This window comes from Streptomyces sp. B1I3, assembly GCF_030816615.1.
Taxonomy (GTDB): domain Bacteria; phylum Actinomycetota; class Actinomycetes; order Streptomycetales; family Streptomycetaceae; genus Streptomyces.
Window position 1 is genome coordinate 419,930 of record NZ_JAUSYD010000001.1, and the last position, 20,312, is coordinate 440,241.

The following is a 20,312-nucleotide window of genomic DNA, read 5'->3' on the forward strand; positions in this document are numbered from 1 at the left end:
CGCAGACGCGTGTGGTCCACCCCCGCATCACGGGCATCGCTCCCGCGACTGATCGTGGAACGCCGCCACCGGAGGCGCGAGATTTATGCACCGTTCAGGTGAGGTGGTGACCGAACCCCTCGTACCAGGGCATGGACACTGCATCCGTCGCGCGTCCGAGCTGGAGCAACTGATGAACGAGAACGTCGACCACCGCGTACCGGTCCTCATCGTGGGCGGCTCCCTCGTGGGCCTGTCCGCCTCCCTCTTCCTGAGCCGGCTCGGCGTACGCCACCTGCTCGTCGAGAAACACGCAGGCACCTCGACGCACCCGCGCGGGCGGGGCAACAACGTCCGCACGATGGAGCTGTTCCGCACCGCGGGCGCCGAGCAGCTGATCCGGGACGCCGCCTCGGTGCTTGCGGACAACCACGGGATCCTGCAGGCCGGATCGCTCACCGGCGACGACCAGGAGTGGCTGTTCAAGGAGATCGACCCGGGTGGCGGCCTCGCCCGTTTCAGTCCGAGCAGCTGGTGCCTGTGCAGCCAGAACGACCTGGAGCCCGTACTGCTCAACCATGCCCGGTCGCAGGGCAGCGAGCTGCGGTTCTCCGCCGAACTGCTCTCCTTCGACCAGGACCCGGAGGGCGTCACCGCCGTGGTGAAGGACCGGGAGACCGGGGAGCACACCACGGTCCGGGCGGACTACCTCGTCGCGGCCGACGGGCCGCGCAGCCCGATCCGCGAACAGCTGCGGATCGGCCAGACGGGTTCGGGCGACCTGTTCCACAACGTGAGTGTCACCTTCCGGTCCCGGCAGCTCGCCGGCATCGTGGGCGACCGGCGGTTCATCGTCTGCTACCTCACCGACCCGGAGGCGGACGGGGCGCTCCTGCCGGTGGACAACAAGGAGCAGTGGGTCTTCCACGCGCCGTGGCAGCCCGAGCGGGGCGAGACGCTGGAGGACTTCACCGACGAGCGGTGCACGGAACACATCCGCCGCGCGGTCGGGGCTCCCGATCTCGATGTCGAGATCACGGGCAAGGCACCGTGGCACGCCGCCGAACGGGTCGCGGAGCGCTACGGGTCCGGCCGGGTCTTCCTGGCGGGTGACTCCGCGCACGAGATGTCCCCGACCGGCGCGTTCGGGTCCAACACGGGTATCCAGGACGCGCACAACCTGGCGTGGAAGCTGGCTGCCGTGATCAACGGCGCTGCGGGCCCGGGGCTCCTGGACACCTACGAGGCGGAGCGTCTGCCGGTGGCGACGGCGACCAGCGAGCGGGCGTCGGCGCGGTCCGCGGAGCACAGCCACCCGGGATACGCCGGCTCACCCGGCCCGGGCGGTGGCGGCCCGAAGGGCGGCATGCTCACGATCGCGCTCGGCTACCGCTACGTCCGGGGCGCCGTGCTCGGCGTGGAGCCGGGCCTGCCGGTGGTGCCCGAGCGCATGTCCCTGGCGGGCGATCCCGGCACCCGGGCGCCGCACATGTGGCTCCGGCGGCAGGGCGCCCGTCTCTCGACCCTGGACCTCTACGAGCAGTCGTTCGTCCTGCTGCACGACGCCCGGCATCCGGAATGGGGCGCGGCGGCCGCGAAGGCGGCGGAGCGTCTGGCGGTGCGCCTGGACGCCTACGGCATCGGTTCCGGCCAGGGCGCCGATCTGGAGACCGAGGACGGGGCCGACTGGGCCGCGTCCCACGGCACGACTGCCGAAGGCGCCGTCCTCGTGCGCCCCGACGGCTTCGTGGCCTGGCGGGCCGAGGGCGCGGTGGCGGATCCGGCAGCGACGCTGGACGACGCTCTGACGGCCCTGCTCCACCGGGGCTGACGCATGCGCCGTGCGAACCGGTGCGCCTGACGGTGCGCCGGTTCGCGGAGCGGGCGCCCATCCGGCGCAGCGCCGGTCCGCGAGCGCGTCACAGGTGCGGACCGGCCCACCGGCCTCGATGCGGGGCGGGGCGGCCGGTTCCGTCCGCCCCGCGCCGCGGCGCCTCAGACGGCCTCGGCGCCGCACAGCAGCCGCGCGGCCGCCTCTCCGGCCTGCCGCGCCGGCTCGGGCGTCCCGGAGATGGCCGCCGTGACGATCGCCCCTTCGGCGAGCAGTACGAACGCGCCCGCGGATTCCTCCGGCCGGCCCGCCGCGACGACGAGCCCGGTGACGTAGTCACGGAAGGCCTCTTTGTGGGCGCGTGCGACGCCGGCCACCGAGGCGTCGGTGGCCCCCAGTTCACCGAAGCCGTTGATGAAGGCGCAGCCTCGGAAGCCCGGCTGGGAGAACCACTCGTGCAGCCACTCGAAGACGGCGAGAAGCCGCTCGCGAGGGGTGGAGCGGCTGTCCACGAACGTGGCCAGCCCCGCGCGCCACTTGATGTCCCGGGCTTCCAGACAGGCCTGCACCAGTGCGGACTTGGAAGGGAAGAGGGTGTACAGGCGTTTCAGTGAGACGCCGGACGCGGCGCGGATCTCGTCCATGCCGACCGCCTGGATGCCCCGCTCGTAGAACAACTCCTCTGCGGCGTCCAGCGCCGCCGCCCTTGCCCGTGCGAGATCCACCGCGACTCCCCCAGTCTTCCGCCCCCCGCCCCTTGCGTGAGAACGACCGTTCTCCTATCGTACGACGCACCCACGGAGAACGCTCGTTCTCCCCCGCGCGAGGAGACCTTCATGACCGCCCAGCCGCTCGTCCCGCCGTTCACGCGGGAGACCGCAGTCGCCAAGGTGCGGCGCGCCGAGGACGCCTGGAACAGCCGGGATCCGCAGAGCGTCGCTCTCGCGTACACACCGGATTCGCGCTGGCGTAACCGGTCCGAGTGGCTCCAGGGGCGGGAGGAGATCGTCGGCTTCCTGACCCGCAAATGGGCCCGGGAGCTGAGCTACCGCCTCGTCAAGGAGCTGTGGGCGCACGACGACGACCGGATCGCGGTGCGCTTCGCCTACGAGTGGCACGACGACACCGGCCGGTGGTTCCGTTCCTTCGGCAACGAGAACTGGGAGTTCGACGGCGCCGGGCTCATGCGGGTGCGGCACGCGTCGATCAACGACGTGCCGATCGAGGAGCCGGCGCGCCGCTACCACTGGCCCCTGGGGCGGCGGCCCGACGGCCACCCCGGGCTGAGCGAACTGGGCTTCTGACCCGGTCGCCACGCGTGAGGCGCCGGACCTCTTGCCACGCTGCCCGACCTCCTGCGTTACTGCTCCGAGGAGAATCGACCGAATGATCGGTCGACTGCCCCGGCGAGAGGATCATCCGTATGACGGCGTTGCTGGTCGCGGCCGAGCGGCTCGGCCGCGACGAGCTCGAGACGCTGCAGCTGGAACGGCTCCGGGCCACGCTGCGGCACGCGTACGACAACGTCGCGTTCTACCGCACGGCCTTCGACGCGGCGGGCGTGCGGCCCGAGGACTGTCACACACTCGCCGATCTCGCCCGGTTTCCCTTCACGGTCAAAGCCGACCTGCGCGACAACTACCCGTTCGGCATGTTCGCCGTCCCGGAGGACCGGGTACGCAGGATCCACGCCTCCAGCGGAACGACGGGCCGGCCCACGGTGGCCGGGTACACCGAGCGCGATCTGGACACATGGGCCGATGTCGTCGCCCGGTCGATCAGGGCGGCGGGCGGGCGCCCCGGCCACAAGGTGCACGTGGCCTACGGCTACGGGCTGTTCACCGGCGGCCTCGGCGCGCACTACGGGGCGGAGCGGCTCGGCTGCACGGTCATTCCCGCGTCCGGCGGGATGACCGCCCGCCAGGTGCGGCTGATCCAGGACTTCCGGCCCGAGGTCATCATGATCACCCCCTCGTACATGCTGACGCTGCTGGACGAGTTCGAACGCCAGGGAGTCGATCCCCGTACGACGTCACTGAAGGTCGGCATCTTCGGCGCCGAGCCCTGGACTGAACAGATGCGTGCGGAGATCGAGGGGCGCTTCGCCATCGACGCGGTCGACATCTACGGGCTGTCGGAGGTGATGGGCCCAGGTGTGGCGCAGGAATGCGTGGAGACCAAGGACGGACTGCACATCTGGGAGGACCACTTCTACCCGGAGGTCGTCGACCCGTTCACAGGTGAACTCCTGCCGGACGGCGAGGAGGGGGAGCTGGTGTTCACCTCGCTCACCAAGGAGGCCATGCCGGTGATCCGTTACCGGACCCGGGATCTGACGCGGCTGCTGCCGGGTACGGCACGCGTCTTCCGGCGGATGGAGAAGGTCACCGGCCGCAGCGACGACATGGTCATCCTGCGCGGGGTGAATCTCTTCCCCACCCAGATCGAGGAGATCGTGCTGCGGACGCCGGGGCTGGCACCGCACTTCCAGCTGCTGCTGACCCGGCAGGGGCGCCTGGACGCACTGACCGTGCGGGTGGAGGCCCGGGCCGGCGCGACGGCGGACGAGCGGGAGGCGGCGGCCCTGTCCATCGCGGTGGCCGTGAAGGACGGGGTCGGTGTCGGCGTCGGCGTCGAGATCGTCGATCCGGAGACGCTGGAGCGGTCGGTCGGCAAGATCAAGCGACTCATCGACCTGAGGGAGTCCGCGTGAGGAAGCCGACGTGAGGGAGCCGACGTGAGGGAGCCCACATGAGGGAGCCCACATGAGGGAGCCCACATGAGGGACTCCACCCGGCGCCTCGTCCCGGCCTGGGCGGTCAACGAGAGGCCGTCAGGGCGGCGAAGACCACGACGTTGCCCTGGTAGCCCGTCTTCTCGCTGTAGTCGCCCCCGCAGGTGATCACCCGGAGCTCGGGCCGGGCCGAGGGGCCGTAGACCTTGTCGTCGGGGAAGTCGTTCTTGCTGTAGAGCTCCACGGCGTAGACCGTGAACACGGCGGTGCGCCGATCGGCCCGGACGATCTCGACGGTCGCGCCTTTGCGCAGGGACCCCAGGGCGAAGAAGACACCGGGCCCGACGCGGGTGTCCACATGCCCCGCCGTGATCGCCGTGCCCGCGGTGCCCGGCACGGTCCCGCCGGCATACCAGCCGGTGAGGACGGGGTCGTCGTCGGGCGGAGGTTGCAGGGCGCCCGTCGCGTCGAGGCCGAGCTCCAGCATGGGCGCGTCCACCTCGAGAGCCGGAATCCGCAACCGGAGCGGGGTCGAGGGCGGAAGCGGTTGTACGGCGGAAGGCGAGGCGGCGTCGCCACGGCCGGGAGCCGGGCGGGCAGGGGCCGGAGCGGCGGCCGCCCTCGTCGGCGCCGGGTTCGGCGTCAGGGGCCGCAGGGGGGTGGGCGGCTGGGGCAGAAGAGTGCCGGGAAGAGCGGACGGCAGGTGCAGGAGCACGGGCGGGGCCGAGGCCCGGCCCGTGGGGAAGGGGGTGGCAGGTTCCGGGACAGGGTGGGCAGGAGCCCGCACCCCACGCGTGGGGCGAACGGAGGGCACCGCGAAGGTACCCGACGGCGCGGGGACGGCAGCGGCGGTTCCGGGAGCCGGTGGCTGCGGTGGCCTGTCGTCACGCAGTCCCCCGACCACCAGCACGGTACCCGCCAGGGCGGCCCATACGAGGTGCTTGACCGTCGGGAACGGCTGGGGTGACGTGGTGCCGGCCTTGCGCCCGGTTTCCATCGCGTGTGCCTCTGCTTCGCAGCGGGTGGGTGGGGATCCCGAGGGCTCCCGGACCCGTACGGTGTCCGGCGCCCTCGGGGCGGGCGGTGCGTCGTTCGTCCGGACGGCACCGGAACAGGGAGCGGTGCGAGCAGCTGCACGCCGGGGGGAGAGCCGACGCGAAACGGTGTGTCCCTGGCCCGGGTGCCCCGGGGAGTCGGTGATGGACGACAACGCCGCGAACGTGCGCGCGAGGGCGCATCCCGTGTGATCCGGACGAGACGCCCCGGGTCAGCCCCGGGCGGCGACCGTCCGGCGGCGTGTCCTGATCACTCCCCCCGCCACGGCGCCGGCGAGCAGTACGCCCCCCACGGCAAGCTGGGCGCTGTTGTCCGAGGGCGTCCCGAAGCCGGCGTCGACTCCGCCCCTGGGGGCACGGTCGGTGATCCGGTAGGTATCCGTGATCTTGATGCGGGGCGGGCACTTCACGGTGACGGTGTCCGTACCCGGCTCGGCGTCCCTCGGGATCTGGAACACACCGACGAGCACGCCCTTGCGGTCGCCCTCCAGGAGGTGGAAGGCCCCTCCTGCCTCCGACGTCCCCTTGCCGTAGGTCTCCTTGCCGCAGGCCCTGGTGCTGAGGGTGACCTGCGAGCCCGGGGAGGCGTGGGCCGGGCTGATGTGAATGGTCTGGTCACCTGAGGGACCGGCCGCCGCTTCCGCGGCGGGGGCCGCGAACGCAAGGGAACCTACGGCCAGACAGATGCCCGCGCCGATACGTGTGTTGCGCATGAGGATCCTCCAACGGGAGCAGGGCCCGGCAGGTCGCACGGCGCCTCTGCTGTGCTCCGTTCCCGAGGCAACCGACAGCCCGTCACGTGCGCAACACGAGCCGTCACCCCGCGCGTCACCCGGCCAGACCCTGGACTCCGTCCCCGGACAGTCGTTTGCGCAGGTCAACCGATCGGCGCCGAGAGCTGCAGAAGGATCGTCCGGCAGACGGCGAACGGGCTAAGCCGTCCACGCCCGCCACACGATGCCCGGACGCCGGGCGACCCGTGAGGGAGACGCGCGGACCGGGCCGTGCGGCCCCGGGGCCGTTCCACCGTCCCGAGCGCGGCCGGGACCGCTCGGCGTCCGCACGGCACGCGCCCTCAGGAACCGGGTCGCGAGAAACGGTCCCTCAGCTCCCTCTTGAGGATCTTGCCGCTGGCGTTGCGCGGCAGTTCGTCGACGAACAGGACCTTCTTCGGGGCCTTGAAGGGAGCCAGTCCTGCGCGGGTGTGTGCGATGAGTTCGGCCTCCGTGGCCTCGCCGCGCAGCACGACGATCGCGGTGACGGCCTCGATCCAGCGCTCGTCGGGCAGGCCCACGACCGCCGCCTCGGCCACCGCCGGGTGGGTGTACAGGGCGTCCTCCACCTGCCGGGAGGCGACGAGCACACCTCCCGAGTTGATGACGTCCTTCACCCGGTCGACAACGGTGAAGTAACCCTCGGGATCACGCACCGCGAGGTCCCCCGAGCGGAACCAGCCGTCGCGGAAGGCATCGGCGCTCTCCTGCGGCTTGTCCCAGTAGCCCTTGCACAGCTGCGGGGAACGGTAGACCACCTCGCCCGCCGTTCCGTCGGGGACCTCCTCGCCCCGCTCGTCGACGACCTTGGCCTCGACGAAGAACACGGGCCGGCCGCAGGAGTCCATCCGGCCCTCGTGCTCGTCGGGGCCGAGCACGGTGGCGAGGGGACCGATCTCGCTCTGCCCGAAGCAGTTGTAGAAGGCCAGTCCCGGCAGCCGTTCCCGCAGCCGCTCCAGGACGGGCACCGGCATGACCGAGGCTCCGTAGTAGGCCTTGCGCAGGGCTCCGAGGTCACGGGTGGCGAAGCCGGGGTGGTCGGCCAGGCCGATCCAGACGGTGGGCGGGGCGAAGAAACTGTCGGCCCTGCCTGTCTCGACCAGGTCGAAGACACGGTCCGCGTCCGGGGCGTCGAGGATGGTGTTCTCGGCGCCCACCGCGAGGTACGGGAGCAGGAACACGTGCATCTGCGCGGAGTGGTAGAGCGGCAGCGAGTGCACCGGGCGGTCGGTGGCGCGCAGGTCGAGCGCGGTGATGGCACTGACGTACTCGTGGACCAGGGCGCCGTGGGTCATCATCGCGCCCTTGGGCCGGGCGGTGGTCCCGGAGGTGTACAGCAGCTGGACCAGGTCGTCGGAGCCGGGCGCGCGTTCCGGGGTGAAGGGGCGCGGGGTGTCCAGTTCGCCGAGGAGCGAGTCCGGTGCGTCGCGCAGGGGGTGCACTGCGTGGCCTGAGGGCACGCGGGAGGCCAGGTCGGGATCGGTGAGGACGAGGGAGCTGCCGGACTGCCGGAGGATGTACGCGAGGTCGTCGCCGGTGAGGTTCTGATTGACCGGTACGTGGATCAGACCGGCCCGGGCGCAGGCCAGGTAGGCGATCAGGTACGCGTCGGAGTTGTGGGCGTAGGAGGCGACCCTGTCCCCGGGGTGCAGCCCGTGGGCGCCGGTCAGCACGGCTGCTGCCGTACTGACGGCCGCGTCCAGGGCGGCGTAGGTCCACGACCGATCCGCGTACCGCACGGCGGTGCTTCCGGGGGTGCGCCGTGCGCTGCGCGCCACGACACCGTCGACTGTGCTGCTGCGTACACCTGTCATGACGTGATCCTGTTCGGCGGGGCGGCGGGGGTCAAGAGACCTGACAGGGCCCGGCGGGTGACACCCGCGGCGGCAGGCGGAGGCGCACCTCTTCGCGGCCGCGAACGCTGCGCCGTGCCGGTGGACGGAGTGGGGTGACGCACCGTCAGATACTTTGTGGTGCCGGGGGCCCACGGAGTGGGGGCGACGCCAGTAATCTCTGCTTCGGCGAGAAGTTTCATTGCCTGACGAGATTCTGGCAGTTACTTTCACACTGGTGCGCTCGACGTGAGGGGAAGGGATTCCTGATGGCCGGGAACGTGTCGGACCGGGGAATGAGCCGTCGCAGGACGGCCGGCGGGATACTGGCGCTGGGCGGGGCGCTCGCGCTCGCCCCGATCCCCTTCGCGAGGGCGGCGGGAGCGGCCGCCGGCGCCGAGCGGGGTACGGGAGCGGCGGACGAGGGAGCCGGGACGGACATGCGGGCAGGGTCGGACGGCACCACGTTGCGCCGGGGCTCGGCCGCACGTGCCGGTCTGCTGGCCGAGCCGCTCGACCAGCTCGTCGCGGACGCGGAGAAGTACCTCGCCGATTCCCCCAGGCACCCGTGGTACGCCGGTGCGGTGCTGCTCGCCGGGCGCGGCGGGACCGTGGCGCTGCACCGGCCGATCGGAAAGGCGGTGCGCTACTCGGCGTACGACGAGACGACCGACACCGGAGTGGAGTTCCCCGCGGACCAGCAGATCGCGATGGCCGAGGACACGGTCTTCGACCTGGCGTCGGTGTCGAAGCTGTTCACTTCGATCCTGGCCGTGCAGCAGATCGAGCGGGGCGCGCTCACACTGGAGGCTCCGGTCGCCTCCTACCTCCCGGAATTCGCCGGCGGCGGCAAGCAGGACGTCACCATACGTCAGCTGCTCACCCACACCTCCGGCTTCCGGGCGTGGATCCCGCTCTACAAGGCGCCGACCCGGGAGGGGAAGCTCCGCCTGCTGTGGGACGAGGTGCCGGCCTCCACCCCCGGCACCGCGTACCTCTACTCCGACCTCAACCTGATCTCCCTGCAACTGGTCCTGGAGAAGATCACCGGCCGGACCCAGGACGTCCTGCTCCGCCAGGAGATCACCGCTCCGCTCGGGATGCACCGCACCCGGTACAACCCGCCCGCCTCCTGGAAGCCGAAGATCGCGGCCACCGAGGACGCCCGGCTGCCCTGGTCGGGGCTGGAGCGCGGGCTCGTCTGGGGCGAGGTGCACGACGAGAACGCGTACAGCCTGGACGGGGTGGCCGGCCACGCGGGCGTCTTCTCCTGCGCCTGGGACCTGGCGGTCCTCGGCCGTACGCTGCTCAACGGGGGCGCCTACGGCCGCTCCCGGATCCTGTCCGAGGACTCCGTCGAGCTCCTGTTCACCGACTTCAACACCGCCTTCCCCGGTGACGAGCACGGCCTGGGCTTCGAGCTCTACCAGCACTGGTACATGGGAGCGATGGCCACCCCGCGCACAGCCGGCCACACGGGCTTCACCGGCACCAGCCTGGTGCTCGATCCGACGACGGACTCCTTCCTGATCGTCCTGGGGAACTCCGTACATCCCGTGCGCAGTTGGCGCTCGGGCAGCGCACCACGGGTCGCCACGGCCAACAGGATGGCCCGCGCGGTGCCCGTCCACCCCGCTCACGGCCGTACCGCCTGGTTCTCCGGTATGGCGAGCTCGGCGACCGCGACACTCACGCTGCCGGCGCTGCGTCCGGCTTCCGCCCACCCGGTGCTGAGCTGCGCACTGTGGTGGGACACCGAGCCCGCCTCCGACTTCCTGCGCCTCGAAGCCTCGGTGGACGCCGGGGCTTCGTGGCAGCCGGTGCCGTTCACCACCGTCCCGGGCCGGGGAGAGGGGCCTCAGGAGCCGCGGTCGCACGCGACGGGCTCGGTGTCCGGGTGGTCCGGGCGCATTTGGCACCGGCTGGAGGCGGACCTGGCCGGCTGGCGCGGAAGGGAGGTGCTGCTGCGCTGGCGGTACACCACCGACGAGTTGTACGTGGGGCGCGGGGCGTACGTGGACGATGTCCGGGTCCGGGACGGGCGCCGTACGCTCTTCGACGGCGACAAGGCCCGCGACGCCCGGCGCGTCGAGGCGACGGGATGGACCGTCTCGAACGACTGAGCGCGTGCTGCTGGTTGGATGACCGTCATGAACGAAACCCAGTCCATAGACAGTCCGTGGGGCGTGTCGGTGTTCGGGGCGGCGAGCGTGGACGCCGCTCCCGACCTGGCACGCATGCGCGTCGCCATCGAGCAGACGAGGAACACGCCGGGTGAGGCGTTCACCGCCACGCGGAGCGCGGTGAACCGGATCCGGGAGGTCCTGCGTGGGCACGGGGTGCCCGAGGCCGCCGTGTCGACGTCCCGGCTGAACCTCGAGTCCCAGTGGAGCTACGGCAGCGAACGCACGTTCCTCGGCTACGAGTGCACCGCCTCGTTCGTGATCGAACTGCGGGAGCTGGACACGCTCGAATCCGTGCTCATCGACGTCGTGGACGCGGGGGCCAACCAGGTCAAGGGTGTGGAATTCGACGTGAGCACGAAGAAGGAGCTGCGTGCCCGGGCACGCACCGCGGCCGTGGCGGCGGCTCGGGAGAAGGCGGTCTTGTACGCGGACGCGGCCGGGGTGCGGCTCGGTCCCGTCGTCCACATCAAGGACGTGGACGCGGAGCAGATGCAGGGTTACCGGGGCCACGGCAGCCCCAGCGGCGGGGGCGAGGGAGATCTCACGCCGGGAAAGGTCACGGTGTCGGCGGGAGTCGTGATCGGCCTCTCCCTCACAGCCGGCTGAGGACACGCGCCACGGCGCGCACAGGAGCGCGGGCCGCCCGGGAGGGCGGCCCGCGCTCCTGTATCCGGACCTCCGCACGTCCGGATCCGAAGCCCTATGGGCACATCGAAAGTTTCGTAACTTCCCGTGCGGAAATTTCGTCACCCCCGAGCGCCATTACGTCGCCGCGCAACCCGACGGCCCCCATCAACCCGCCGGGAGCGCCATAGGTGCAGCTCATCGCCTCAACTCCCCTCACGTGAGCGGGCATTCGCTCGGAAATGTTTCGGAAATACAGCGTTGACCTGACGTGGCGTGAAGCGCATACTCTCCCTCGCTCCCTTGTTCCACCGCTCGTTTCCTCCCGTCGGCACAGGCGCCCTTCCGCCGCCGCCGACTGCTGCACAGCACCTCGAACGGTTCGACTCATCCCGCCCGGGCGTTCCCTCCGATCAGCCCGGCAACCGGAAGAAGAGGCTGGAAAACGTGATGGCCCAGAGGATATTCACCGCGGGCGGGCCCGCCCGCCCGCAGCTGCCGGCTCGCGCCCGGCGCGCACTGTCCCTCGTCACGGCGGGGGTCCTGGCCGCTGCCGGCGTCGTGTCGCTCGCGGGGACGGCCGAGGCCGTCGGTACGCTCGGCAACGCCGCGGCGGCGAAAGGCCGGTACTTCGGCACCGCGGTGGCGGCCAACCACCTCGGCGAGGCCCCGTACGCCTCGACGCTGGATGCGCAGTTCGGCTCGGTCACCCCCGAGAACGAGATGAAGTGGGACGCGGTGGAGAGCACCCGCGGCTCGTTCAGCTTCTCGGCCGCCGACCAGATCGTCAGCCATGCCCAGGCCAAGGGCATGAAGGTCCGGGGGCACACGCTCGTGTGGCACTCGCAGCTGCCCGGCTGGGTCAGCGGCCTGAGCGCCACCGATCTGCGCTCGGCGATGAACAACCACATCACCCAGGTGATGACGCACTACAAGGGCAAGATCGACTCCTGGGACGTGGTGAACGAGGCGTACCAGGACGGCAGCAGCGGTGCGCGGCGCAGTTCGCCCTTCCAGGACAAGCTGGGCAACGGCTTCATCGAGGAGGCGTTCCGCACGGCCCGCACGGTCGATGCGAACGCCAAGCTCTGCTACAACGACTACAACACCGACGGCCAGAACGCGAAGAGCAACGCGGTCTACGCCATGGTAAAGGACTTCAAGCAGCGCGGCGTGCCGATCGACTGCGTGGGCTTCCAGTCACACTTCAACAGCAACTCCCCCGTCCCGTCGGACTACCGGGCCAACCTGCAGCGCTTCGCCGACCTCGGTGTCGACGTGCAGATCACCGAGTTGGACATCGAGGGTTCCGGTGCCGCGCAGGCCGCCAACTACACCAGCGTCGTGAACGCCTGCCTGGGCGTCACCCGCTGCACCGGCATCACGGTCTGGGGCATCACCGACAAGTACTCGTGGCGCAGCAGCGGCACCCCCCTCCTGTTCGACGGTGACTACAACAGGAAGCCGGCCTACGACGCGGTGCTCGCCGCGCTCGGCGGGTCGAGCGGTGGTGGTGACGACGGTGGCGGGGACAACGGCGGCGGAGACGACGGCACCGGCGACTGCACGGCGGCCTACACCCAGACCGCCTCGTGGAGCGGCGGCTACAACGGCCAGGTGACCATCAAGGCCGGCACCTCCGCGATCAGCACGTGGGCGGTTCCGGTGACCATCACCGCGCCGCAGAAGGTCTCGGCGACGTGGAACGGCACCCCCACCTGGAACGCCGGCGGAACCGTGATGACGGTGAAGCCCGCCTGGAACGGGAACCTGGCCGCGGGCGCCTCGACCACCTTCGGTTTCACCGTCACGACGAACGGCTCGACGACGGCGCCCGTGGTGGGCGCCTGCACCGCCTCCTGACCGGAGGCGGCCACCGGCCGGGACGTGCGCGACGGAACCCGCACCCGTCCGCCCGTCCCGTAGCACCGCCCCGCCCGGTCCTCCGACCGGGCGGGGCGGTCCGTCGTGCACCGGCGGGGCGGCGGCGGAGCCCACCGCCGTGGCGTCCGGCCGCGCAGTACGGCGTCCCCCCTTCTGCCGGGAGGCGGCTCTGCCGGGAGGCGGCCCTGCTCACCGGCCGAGCGCCGCCATGGCGGCGTTGTGGCCGGGCACGCCGCTGACGCCGCCGCCGCGCACCGCGCCCGCTCCGCACAGCAGGATGTTGGCGTGTGCCGTCTCGACACCCCAGCGGCCGGTGGTCCCGGTGGCGTACGGGAAGGCGAGGTCCTGGTGGAAGATGTGGCCGCCGGGCAGCCCCAGATCGTGTTCCAGATCGAGCGGGGTCTTCGCCTCGATGCACGGCTCGCCGTTCTCGTCGCGTGCCAGGCAGCCGGCGACCGGTTCGTCCAGGTGGGCGTCGAGTTCGGCCAGTGTGGCCGCCAGGAGCTCGCCGCGCGTCACCGCGTTGTCCGCGGTGAAGAGCCGGGCGGGCGTGTGCAGTCCGAAGAGGGTGAGGGTCTGGTGGCCTCGGGCGGCGAGATCCGGGCCGAGGATCGACGGGTCGGTCAGCGAGTGGCAGTAGATCTCGGACGGCGGGACGGCGGGCAGCCGTCCCGCCACCGCGTCCCGGTAGGCGTCGGCGAGTTGCTCGTACCCCTCGGCGACGTGGAACGTGCCGGCGAAGGCGGCGCGCGGGTCCACCGAGCGGTCGCGCAGCCGGGGCAGCCGGGTGAGCAGCATGTTCACCTTCAGCTGCGCGCCCTCGGCCGCAGCGGGCGGCTGCTCCCCGAGGAGGCAGGCGAGCGTCTGCGGCGAGGCGTTGACCAGGACGCGGCGGGCCGCGACGACGTGTTCGGCCCCGTCCGAGCGCACGGTGACCTCGGCCCGTGTCCCGTCCGTCTCGATACGGGTCGCCTCGTGCCGGACGCGGATCTCGGCGCCCGCCGCCCGGGCGGCTGCGGCCAGCGCGTCCGTGAGCGCCCCCATGCCGCCGACCGGGACGTCCCAGTCCCCGGTGCCGCCGCCGATCACGTGGTAGAGGAAGCAGCGGTTCTGGCGCAGCGACGGGTCGTGGGCGTCGGCGAACGTGCCGATCAGCGCGTCCGTCAGGACGATTCCGCGGACCAGGTCGTCGGTGAAGTACTCCTCGACGGCCACGCCGACGGGCTCCTCGAAGAGCCTGCGCCAGGCATCGGCGTCGTCGATCCGTTCCCGCAGGGACGCGCGGTCCGGCAGGGGCTCGGTGAGGGTGGGGAAGACGCGTTCGGCGACCCGCCGGGTCATGCCGTAGAAGCGCCGCCAGGCGTCGTACTCGCGGTCGTCGCCCGTGAGCCCGGCGAAGGACGCCCGGGTCGCCTCCGCGTCTGCGCCCACGAGCAGGCCGGTGGGACGCCCGCCCCGCACGACCGGGGTGTAGGACGAGACGGTGCGCCTGCGTACGGCGAAGTCGAGCGCGAGATCGTCGACGATCTTCTTCGGGAGCAGCGAGACGAGGTACGAGTAGCGGGAGAGCCGGGCGGCGACCCCGGGGAAGGGACGCGTCGACACGGCGGCCCCGCCGGTTGCGCCGAGGCGCTCCACGACGAGGACGGACTGCCCGGCGCGGGCGAGGTAGGCGGCGGCGACCAGGCCGTTGTGGCCACCGCCGACGACGACCGCGTCGTAGCTGTCGTGCGCGGGCCGGCCGGGCGGGTGCCTCTCGTCTGCGGACATGCCCCTTCGTAGCACGGGACGATCGCGTATGACCAGAAGGCGCAGGCGAGCGGGGCCGGCCGGAAATCGGTGCGCGCGGGAGCGGGAGTTGTGGGAGGGTACTGGCCGATCACCGACCCCTTCCCCCGGAGACACCATGGCCGCACCGGCACGCCTGATTCCGCTTCTGGAGCAGTTCGACTGGGCGCGGGAGCGGCTCACGCACCGGTTGACGGGCCCGTTCGTCGACAGCGGCAGCGGTACGGACGTGCCCACGGCGGCGATGACGGACCAGGAGTACCTGTGGGAGCCCGTGCCGGATTGCTGGTCGGTCCGGCGCCGGTCCGACGGCCCCGGCCCGGGCGCGACCCTCCTGACCGGGACGGGTGACTGGGGCCGGGACGCGACACCGTTCCCGCACCCAGCACCGCCGCCGTTCACCACGCTCGCGTGGCGGCTGAGTCACCTTTCCGAGCTGCTGACCCTCCGGGCCGACCACACCACCGGCAGCCACAGCCTGACCCGGGACGACTACCGGTCCGCCGGCGACGCCGCCGGCGCGATCGCGGCGTTCGGCTCGGCGGCGGACTCGTGGCGGACGGCACTGCTGGCCGCCGACGACACCGCCCTCGACACGGCCGGGCACAGCACGTATCCGCACGGCAGTGATCCGGAGGACCCTTTCGTCGACGTCGTCTGGTGGGTGAACCAGGAACTCCTGCACCACGGCGCCGAGATCGCGCTGCTGCGCGACCTCTACCGGGCCGGGTGGGCAGGAGCCTGAGCACCTCTCAGGGCTGCGGCGTCCCGCGCCCGCCGCGCAGGTCCGCGACCCGCCGGTAGAGATCCACGGCCTCGGTGCTGCGGCCGAGCTGTTCCAGGCAGTGCGCCTCGTCGTTGCGGCCGGCGAGGGTGTCGGGGTGGTCGGCGCCCAGTATCCGTTCGCGGGCTTCGGCGACCCGCCGGTAGTCGGCGAGCGCCTCCGACCAGCGTCCGAGCCAGCCGAGGCCGACGGCCACCTCGCGGCGGCTGACGAGGGTGTCGGGGTGGTCGGGTCCCAGGGTGCGCTCCCGGATCGCGCACACCTCGCGGGCCTCGGCGAGCGCCTCCTCCCAGCGCGCCATCCGTCCGAGGTTGACACCGAGGCCGTGCCGCGCGCGCAGCGTCTCGGCGTCGATGGGCCCACCGACCCGGGTGCGGTCCTCGACCAGCGTGCGGTACAGCTCCAGCGCCTCGGCGCTGCGGCCGAGCCGGCCGAGGCTGATGCCGACCTCGTAACGGGCGGACAGGGTGTCGGGGTGGTCCGGTCCGAGCGCCAGGGCGCGCGCCCGTGCGACGTCGCGGTAGGTCTGCAGGGCTTCGGCCCAGCGGCCCATCCGGCCGAGCGTGTACGCCACTTCGTACCGGGTGACCAGCGTGTCCGGGTGTGTCTCGCCGAGCAGCCGGCCGCGGGCGTCCGCCACCTCGCGGGCCATGCGGTACGCGTCCTCGAGGCGTCCGAGCCGGCTGAGGTTGAAGGCCAGGTTGTGGCGGCAGCGCAGGGTGTCCGGGTGGTCGGGGCCCATGGAGCGCACCCGGGAGGCGAGCACGGCGGCGTACACCTGGTGGGCCTCGAAGTGCCGGCCGAGCTGTCCGAGGGCGTACGCCGTCTCCTGACGGGCCGCCAGTGTCTCCGGGTGGTCGGGGCCCAGGATGCGCTCGCGGCCGTCGGCGACCCGGACGAACTCGCGCAGCGCGTCCGCGGCGCATCCCGTGCGGCTGAGCGTGAAGGCGGACTCGTAGCGGCTGGCCAGGGTGTCGGGGTGGTCGGGACCGAGCGCCTGTTCGCGCATCGAGGCGACCGTACGGTGCACCTCACCCGCCTCCTCCCAGTGGCCGAGGCGTGCGAGGTCGAGCCCCGCGCTGTGCCGGTCGGCCAGGGTGGAGAGCAGTGCGGGTGACGGGGTGGGGCGTTCGGCGGACGCCCCCTCGGCGAACAAGGACGTGGCGGCGGGGAGGCCACCCGTGAGGGCCGGCAGAGCGGTCCCGGTCGTCCACGCACCGGTCAGCTCGGCCGTGTGGCCGGTGCCCGGCGTCGGGGTGCGGACCGTCCCGGTCGCCCTGTGTCCCGTGGTCATGTTGCGGGTCCAGGACGGCAGCGGGGGCAGCGCGGCGCCGGGCCGCGGGCCGGGGACGGGAGCCGGCTGCGTCCGCCCCGCCCCCGGGGCGGCGGGCTGCTCGCCGGTGCGGCCGAGTGCGATGCGCTGCCGCAGGTCGCCCGCGTCGGCCGGCCGTTCCCCCGGTGCCTTGGCCAGCAGGTCCAGGACGACCCGGTCGAAGAAGCCGGGGAGTTCGGCACGGTGGGTGCGCAGCGGTTCGGGCTGGGTGTCGCGGTGTCCTACGAGTACGGCCCAGGCGTCGTCCAGGTCGAACGGGGGGACCCCCGTGGCGATCTCGTAGAGCACGCAGCCCAGGGAGTAGAGGTCGCTGCGGTGGTCGACCTCTCCGCCGCTGATCTGCTCGGGCGACATGTAGTGCGGGGTTCCCATGGCGATGCCGGTGCCGGTGAGGCGCGAGGTGAAGCCGACGTCGTGCCCGAGTCTGGCGATGCCGAAGTCGCAGATCTTCACGGTGCCGTCGTCGAGCCTCATGATGTTGGCGGGCTTGAGGTCGCGGTGCACGATGCCCTGCCGGTGGGTGTAGCCGAGCGCGTCGGCGACCTGTTCCGCGATGTCGACGACGTCGGGCACCGGCAGGGGGTGCTGTTTGTTGTCCTCGAGGAGCTGACTGAGGTTGCGCCCCTCCAGGAGCTCCATGACGAGGTACAGGAGGCCGTCGGACTCGCCGAAGTCATGGACGACGGTGACGCCCCGGTGCTGGAGCGCGGCGGCCACCCTCGCCTCGCGGCGGAAGCGTTCACGCAGGACGCGGGTGAAGGACCGGTCGTGCTGGGGACCCATCGGTTTGAGGCACTTGACGGCCACGTACCGGCCCAGGGACTCGTCGCGGGCCCTCCACACCTCGCCCATACCGCCGCGCCCGATCAGATCGAGCAACTGGTACCGGCTCTGGATCAGCCTGGTGTCCGCCATCGCCTGTTGCCGCCCCCGTTGCATCGCCTACTGCTGCGCCCTCCCCGGCCCGTCCAGTATGGCGCCCTGTCTGCGGAGTTTGTACGGCGCGGGGCCGCTGCCGGGCCCCAGTCGTCGCATCGCCTTCGCGATGTGGCCGGGCGGCAGGAGCCGGCGCACGGGCGCCGGGATGCGGCGCAGCGCGGTCCCCGCTGCGCGCAGGCGGCGGTCGACGGCCCCGAGGGGCGGCGCGGCCCTGCCGTACAGCTCGTGGGCGTACGGGGGCAGTGAGTCGTAGGCGAGTGCCGCCACGCGCCGCCACAGCAGCGCACGCGCAGGGGTCAGCAGGGCATGGACCGGCGGCTCGCGCAGGAAGTCGTCGACCTCCAGGGCCTCGGGTCCGGCGTCGAGTTCGAGGCGGACGCGCTCGAAGTAGGCGGCGAGTGCTGCTGCGGTTCCGGGGACGCCCGACGGGTCGAGGCCGACGAGGCGTGCGCTCTCGCGCTGCTCGTCGACGTACCGGTCGGCCAGGGCGCTGGTGAGCGGGAGGCCGGAGCGGCGACCGACCTGGAGGTAGGAGTCGATCTCGGCGCAGTGGACCCAGAGCAGCAGTCCGGGTTCGTCGACGCCGTAGCTCTCGCCGGTCAGCGGATCGGTGGCCTTGAGGAGGCGGTGGATCCTGCGGACCCGGGCGCCGTACTTCTCGGCGGCCTCCGCCGTGCCGTAGGTGAGCGTGCCGACGAAGTCGGCCGTGCGCATCAGCCGTCCCCAGGCGTCCTGGCGGAAGTCGGAGTTCTGCATGACACCGGGTTGCTCAGCTGCGGCATCCTTCCGCCGGTACCTCGAAATGCCTGTTGACCTGCCGACTTTCACTTCCCTTGACTGCCCGCGAGTTCCCTTGAGTCCCATTCCTGAGTCCCCCCGGTTACCCCCCAGGGACTCAACGCCCCCCAGATTCTCCCCGAAAACCGCCCGGCACCGAGGCCCCCACCAGGGCCTAGTCGGGCTCGCACGCCTCTCCGGCGTGGCCGGGTTCATACGCGACACCTGCCTCTTCGCACAATCTCTGCCGCTTCGCCTCCATGGCCACGACGCAGGACGGGCAGGCCCTGATGTGTTCCACCGACCCCAGGCGGGTGCGCAGCGTCTGCACAACAGTCGTCTCGAGCTCGCCGGCGCCAGGATGCCGAAAACAGGTGCCCAGCTCCCACGTGTAGAGCCCGAGAATTTGCTGGTGGTCCATGGCTGGCCTCCTGGATGGCATGTCGTCGATTACCGGGGTGGATCGCATATTCCCTCCCTCTCTAGCGAGAACCGCAGGCTGCGGGTGGGCTACTCGCGTAAGCGAACGCGCGCTCGGGCGCGGACAGTAGACCTAGCCTGCGGCATATGCCAGGCCACCGCGACTAACCTGATATATCAGGCTGCCCGTCCACTTCGTAAGTTCGGACCCCACTCGATGATCATCGGTCGCGTCAGGGGTTCGGATGCCAGGAGCGGCGGAGTACAGGCGCATCGCCGCCGACATCCGCCGCCGCATCCAGGCCGGGGAGTGGGCCGTCGGTCAGGCACTCCCTTCCCGCAAGGGCATGGCCCGGGAGTACCACGTCCACGAGCAGACAGCCCGCCTCGCCTACGACCTCCTCCGTCGGAGTGGAGTCCTTGATGGCGAGAGGGGTCGTCACGTCACCGTGGCGCATCCTCCTGCCATGCGGACTCTGACCGACGTGGATGCCGAGTGGCCGTTCGACAGCGAGAAGACGGACACCCGGCCGTGGCGTGCGACTGATGAGCTGGCCGGCCGCCTGGGCGTTCTGCCCGGGAGCCTGCTGCAGCACGAGACCGTCGAGCGGCTGGAGCCTGGCGGGCGGTCGACGATGCTCGCCTCGGCGTGGTGGCAGGGCCGGCGTCGCCCGCACGTGTCGTTCGTTGCCGAGCTGGGCGTGATTCCGCTGAACGAAGTACAGGCTCACGCCTTGGGGCTGCTCGTCGATTCGCTGGCGTACCGGGTGATGCGCACTCGCCTTGACGCTCATGGTGCCCCCACAGAAACTGCTGATCTGATCTTGCCGTTGGATCGGTGGACCATCCGTCTGTGACGCGGTCAGCCTGGCGCAATTGCACGAAGGCCAACGTTCAACGACCCTTACCCATATTTGACCTAAAAACTAGTGTTGGACGGCAGGTATTTGCAGCTACCACCCGGTACGGTCACCGCGCGTATAACCGCTGGCCAGAGCGCTGGGCTACTTCGCGGTACGGTGCCCCATCTTCACGTAATCGGTCACTGGCGTAGACCTCATCCGTCTGCCCCGCCCGCGGCTTCGGCGTAGCCGCGGGCGGGAGTCATGTGACGGTCGGCTTCGTGCAGCACGGGCCCGCCCACACCGTCGTGTCCAGGACGTGCACTCCGTCCCGCCCATGGATCACGCCCGCCAGCACGGCGCCGGCCGTGAGTAGCCGGTTGCACCAAATGCACGCCCGGCCCATCGACTGATCCCAACTCAGCGACTCCAGCGAGGGCAGTGGCCGGTCCGGGGTCACAGCGTGGACTCCCGCGCGGCGCAGGCCGCCATGTTCGGGCAGGCCCGCGGGAACCACGCGTAGGCCGCACC

The 20,312-nt window shown here is 71.6% G+C and carries 15 protein-coding genes and 2 pseudogenes; 9 read left to right on the top strand and 8 right to left on the bottom strand.

The features are described from left to right. Nucleotides 1–172: 172 nt before the first annotated feature. Nucleotides 173–1,810, top strand: a complete 1,638-nt coding sequence (locus QFZ58_RS01975) for an FAD-dependent monooxygenase (RefSeq protein ID WP_307123126.1) — start codon at nt 173–175, stop codon at nt 1,808–1,810. A gap of 164 nt (nt 1,811–1,974) precedes the next feature. On the opposite strand, the gene QFZ58_RS01980 is transcribed toward QFZ58_RS01975, so the two are convergent. Beyond that, nucleotides 1,975–2,535 (bottom strand): TetR/AcrR family transcriptional regulator, encoded by a 561-nt coding sequence (locus QFZ58_RS01980; protein ID WP_307123127.1) that lies wholly within the window; start codon nt 2,533–2,535, stop codon nt 1,975–1,977. Between the two features lie 111 nt (nt 2,536–2,646). Here QFZ58_RS01980 and QFZ58_RS01985 point away from each other — a divergent pair, with 111 nt between their 5' ends. Both QFZ58_RS01985 and paaK read left to right on the top strand, forming a co-directional pair. Further along, nucleotides 2,647–3,114: a nuclear transport factor 2 family protein gene (locus QFZ58_RS01985; RefSeq protein WP_307123128.1), complete on the top strand. Its 468-nt coding sequence runs from the start codon at nt 2,647–2,649 to the stop codon at nt 3,112–3,114. A 119-nt stretch (nt 3,115–3,233) separates the two neighbouring features. Next, nucleotides 3,234–4,523 carry a phenylacetate--CoA ligase PaaK gene (gene paaK, locus QFZ58_RS01990; RefSeq protein ID WP_307123129.1) on the top strand — a complete coding sequence of 430 codons (1,290 nt, stop codon included), beginning with the start codon at nt 3,234–3,236 and terminating at the stop codon, nt 4,521–4,523. Nucleotides 4,524–4,629: 106 nt separating this feature from the next. On the opposite strand, the gene QFZ58_RS01995 is transcribed toward paaK, so the two are convergent. The 3 genes from QFZ58_RS01995 to QFZ58_RS02005 form a co-directional block, all read right to left on the bottom strand. Beyond that, complete coding sequence (locus tag QFZ58_RS01995; RefSeq protein ID WP_373428505.1) at nt 4,630–5,541, bottom strand: class F sortase; 912 nt, start codon at nt 5,539–5,541, stop codon at nt 4,630–4,632. 270 nt (nt 5,542–5,811) lie between these two features. After that, on the bottom strand, nt 5,812–6,312 hold the full coding sequence (locus QFZ58_RS02000) for a sortase (protein ID WP_307123130.1): 501 nt from the start codon (nt 6,310–6,312) through the stop codon (nt 5,812–5,814). A gap of 362 nt (nt 6,313–6,674) precedes the next feature. Then, entirely contained in the window at nt 6,675–8,186 is a 1,512-nt protein-coding gene (locus tag QFZ58_RS02005) for an acyl-CoA synthetase (protein WP_307123131.1), read from the bottom strand. 287 nt (nt 8,187–8,473) lie between these two features. Between QFZ58_RS02005 and QFZ58_RS02010 the strand changes: the two genes are divergently transcribed. From QFZ58_RS02010 to QFZ58_RS02020, 3 genes are all read left to right on the top strand, one after another. Then, nucleotides 8,474–10,327, top strand: coding sequence for a serine hydrolase (locus QFZ58_RS02010; RefSeq protein WP_307123132.1), 1,854 nt, complete (start codon nt 8,474–8,476; stop codon nt 10,325–10,327). Between the two features lie 27 nt (nt 10,328–10,354). Next, nucleotides 10,355–10,996 (top strand): SIMPL domain-containing protein, encoded by a 642-nt coding sequence (locus tag QFZ58_RS02015; RefSeq protein WP_307123133.1) that lies wholly within the window; start codon nt 10,355–10,357, stop codon nt 10,994–10,996. 468 nt (nt 10,997–11,464) lie between these two features. Next, complete coding sequence (locus QFZ58_RS02020; RefSeq protein WP_307123134.1) at nt 11,465–12,877, top strand: endo-1,4-beta-xylanase; 1,413 nt, start codon at nt 11,465–11,467, stop codon at nt 12,875–12,877. A 210-nt stretch (nt 12,878–13,087) separates the two neighbouring features. Here QFZ58_RS02020 and QFZ58_RS02025 read toward each other — a convergent pair whose 3' ends face one another. After that, nucleotides 13,088–14,668, bottom strand: coding sequence for an NAD(P)/FAD-dependent oxidoreductase (locus QFZ58_RS02025; protein ID WP_307123135.1), 1,581 nt, complete (start codon nt 14,666–14,668; stop codon nt 13,088–13,090). A 136-nt stretch (nt 14,669–14,804) separates the two neighbouring features. On the opposite strand from QFZ58_RS02025, the gene QFZ58_RS02030 reads away from it, so the two are divergent. Further along, nucleotides 14,805–15,431, top strand: coding sequence for a DinB family protein (locus QFZ58_RS02030; protein WP_307123136.1), 627 nt, complete (start codon nt 14,805–14,807; stop codon nt 15,429–15,431). A 7-nt stretch (nt 15,432–15,438) separates the two neighbouring features. Here the strand turns inward: QFZ58_RS02030 and QFZ58_RS02035 are convergent, their stop codons facing one another. From QFZ58_RS02035 to QFZ58_RS02045, 3 genes and pseudogenes are all read right to left on the bottom strand, one after another. Then, a complete protein-coding gene (locus QFZ58_RS02035; RefSeq protein ID WP_307123137.1) occupies nt 15,439–17,718 on the bottom strand; it encodes a serine/threonine-protein kinase in 2,280 nt (759 codons plus the stop codon). Nucleotides 17,719–17,745: 27 nt separating this feature from the next. Next, nucleotides 17,746–18,504 (bottom strand): annotated as a pseudogene (locus QFZ58_RS02040) (oxygenase MpaB family protein); the annotation flags it as partial. Nucleotides 18,505–18,694: 190 nt separating this feature from the next. Then, on the bottom strand, nt 18,695–18,940 hold the full coding sequence (locus tag QFZ58_RS02045) for a hypothetical protein (RefSeq protein ID WP_307123138.1): 246 nt from the start codon (nt 18,938–18,940) through the stop codon (nt 18,695–18,697). Nucleotides 18,941–19,184: 244 nt separating this feature from the next. Between QFZ58_RS02045 and QFZ58_RS34375 the strand changes: the two are divergent. Together QFZ58_RS34375 and QFZ58_RS02050 are read left to right on the top strand one after the other, a co-directional pair. Next, nucleotides 19,185–19,373: pseudogene (locus QFZ58_RS34375) on the top strand (GntR family transcriptional regulator); the annotation flags it as partial. A 33-nt stretch (nt 19,374–19,406) separates the two neighbouring features. After that, the gene (locus tag QFZ58_RS02050; RefSeq protein ID WP_307123139.1) at nt 19,407–19,796 is read left to right on the top strand and encodes a hypothetical protein; all 390 of its coding nucleotides are present in this window, start codon (nt 19,407–19,409) and stop codon (nt 19,794–19,796) included. The last annotated feature ends 516 nt before the right edge of the window (nt 19,797–20,312 follow it).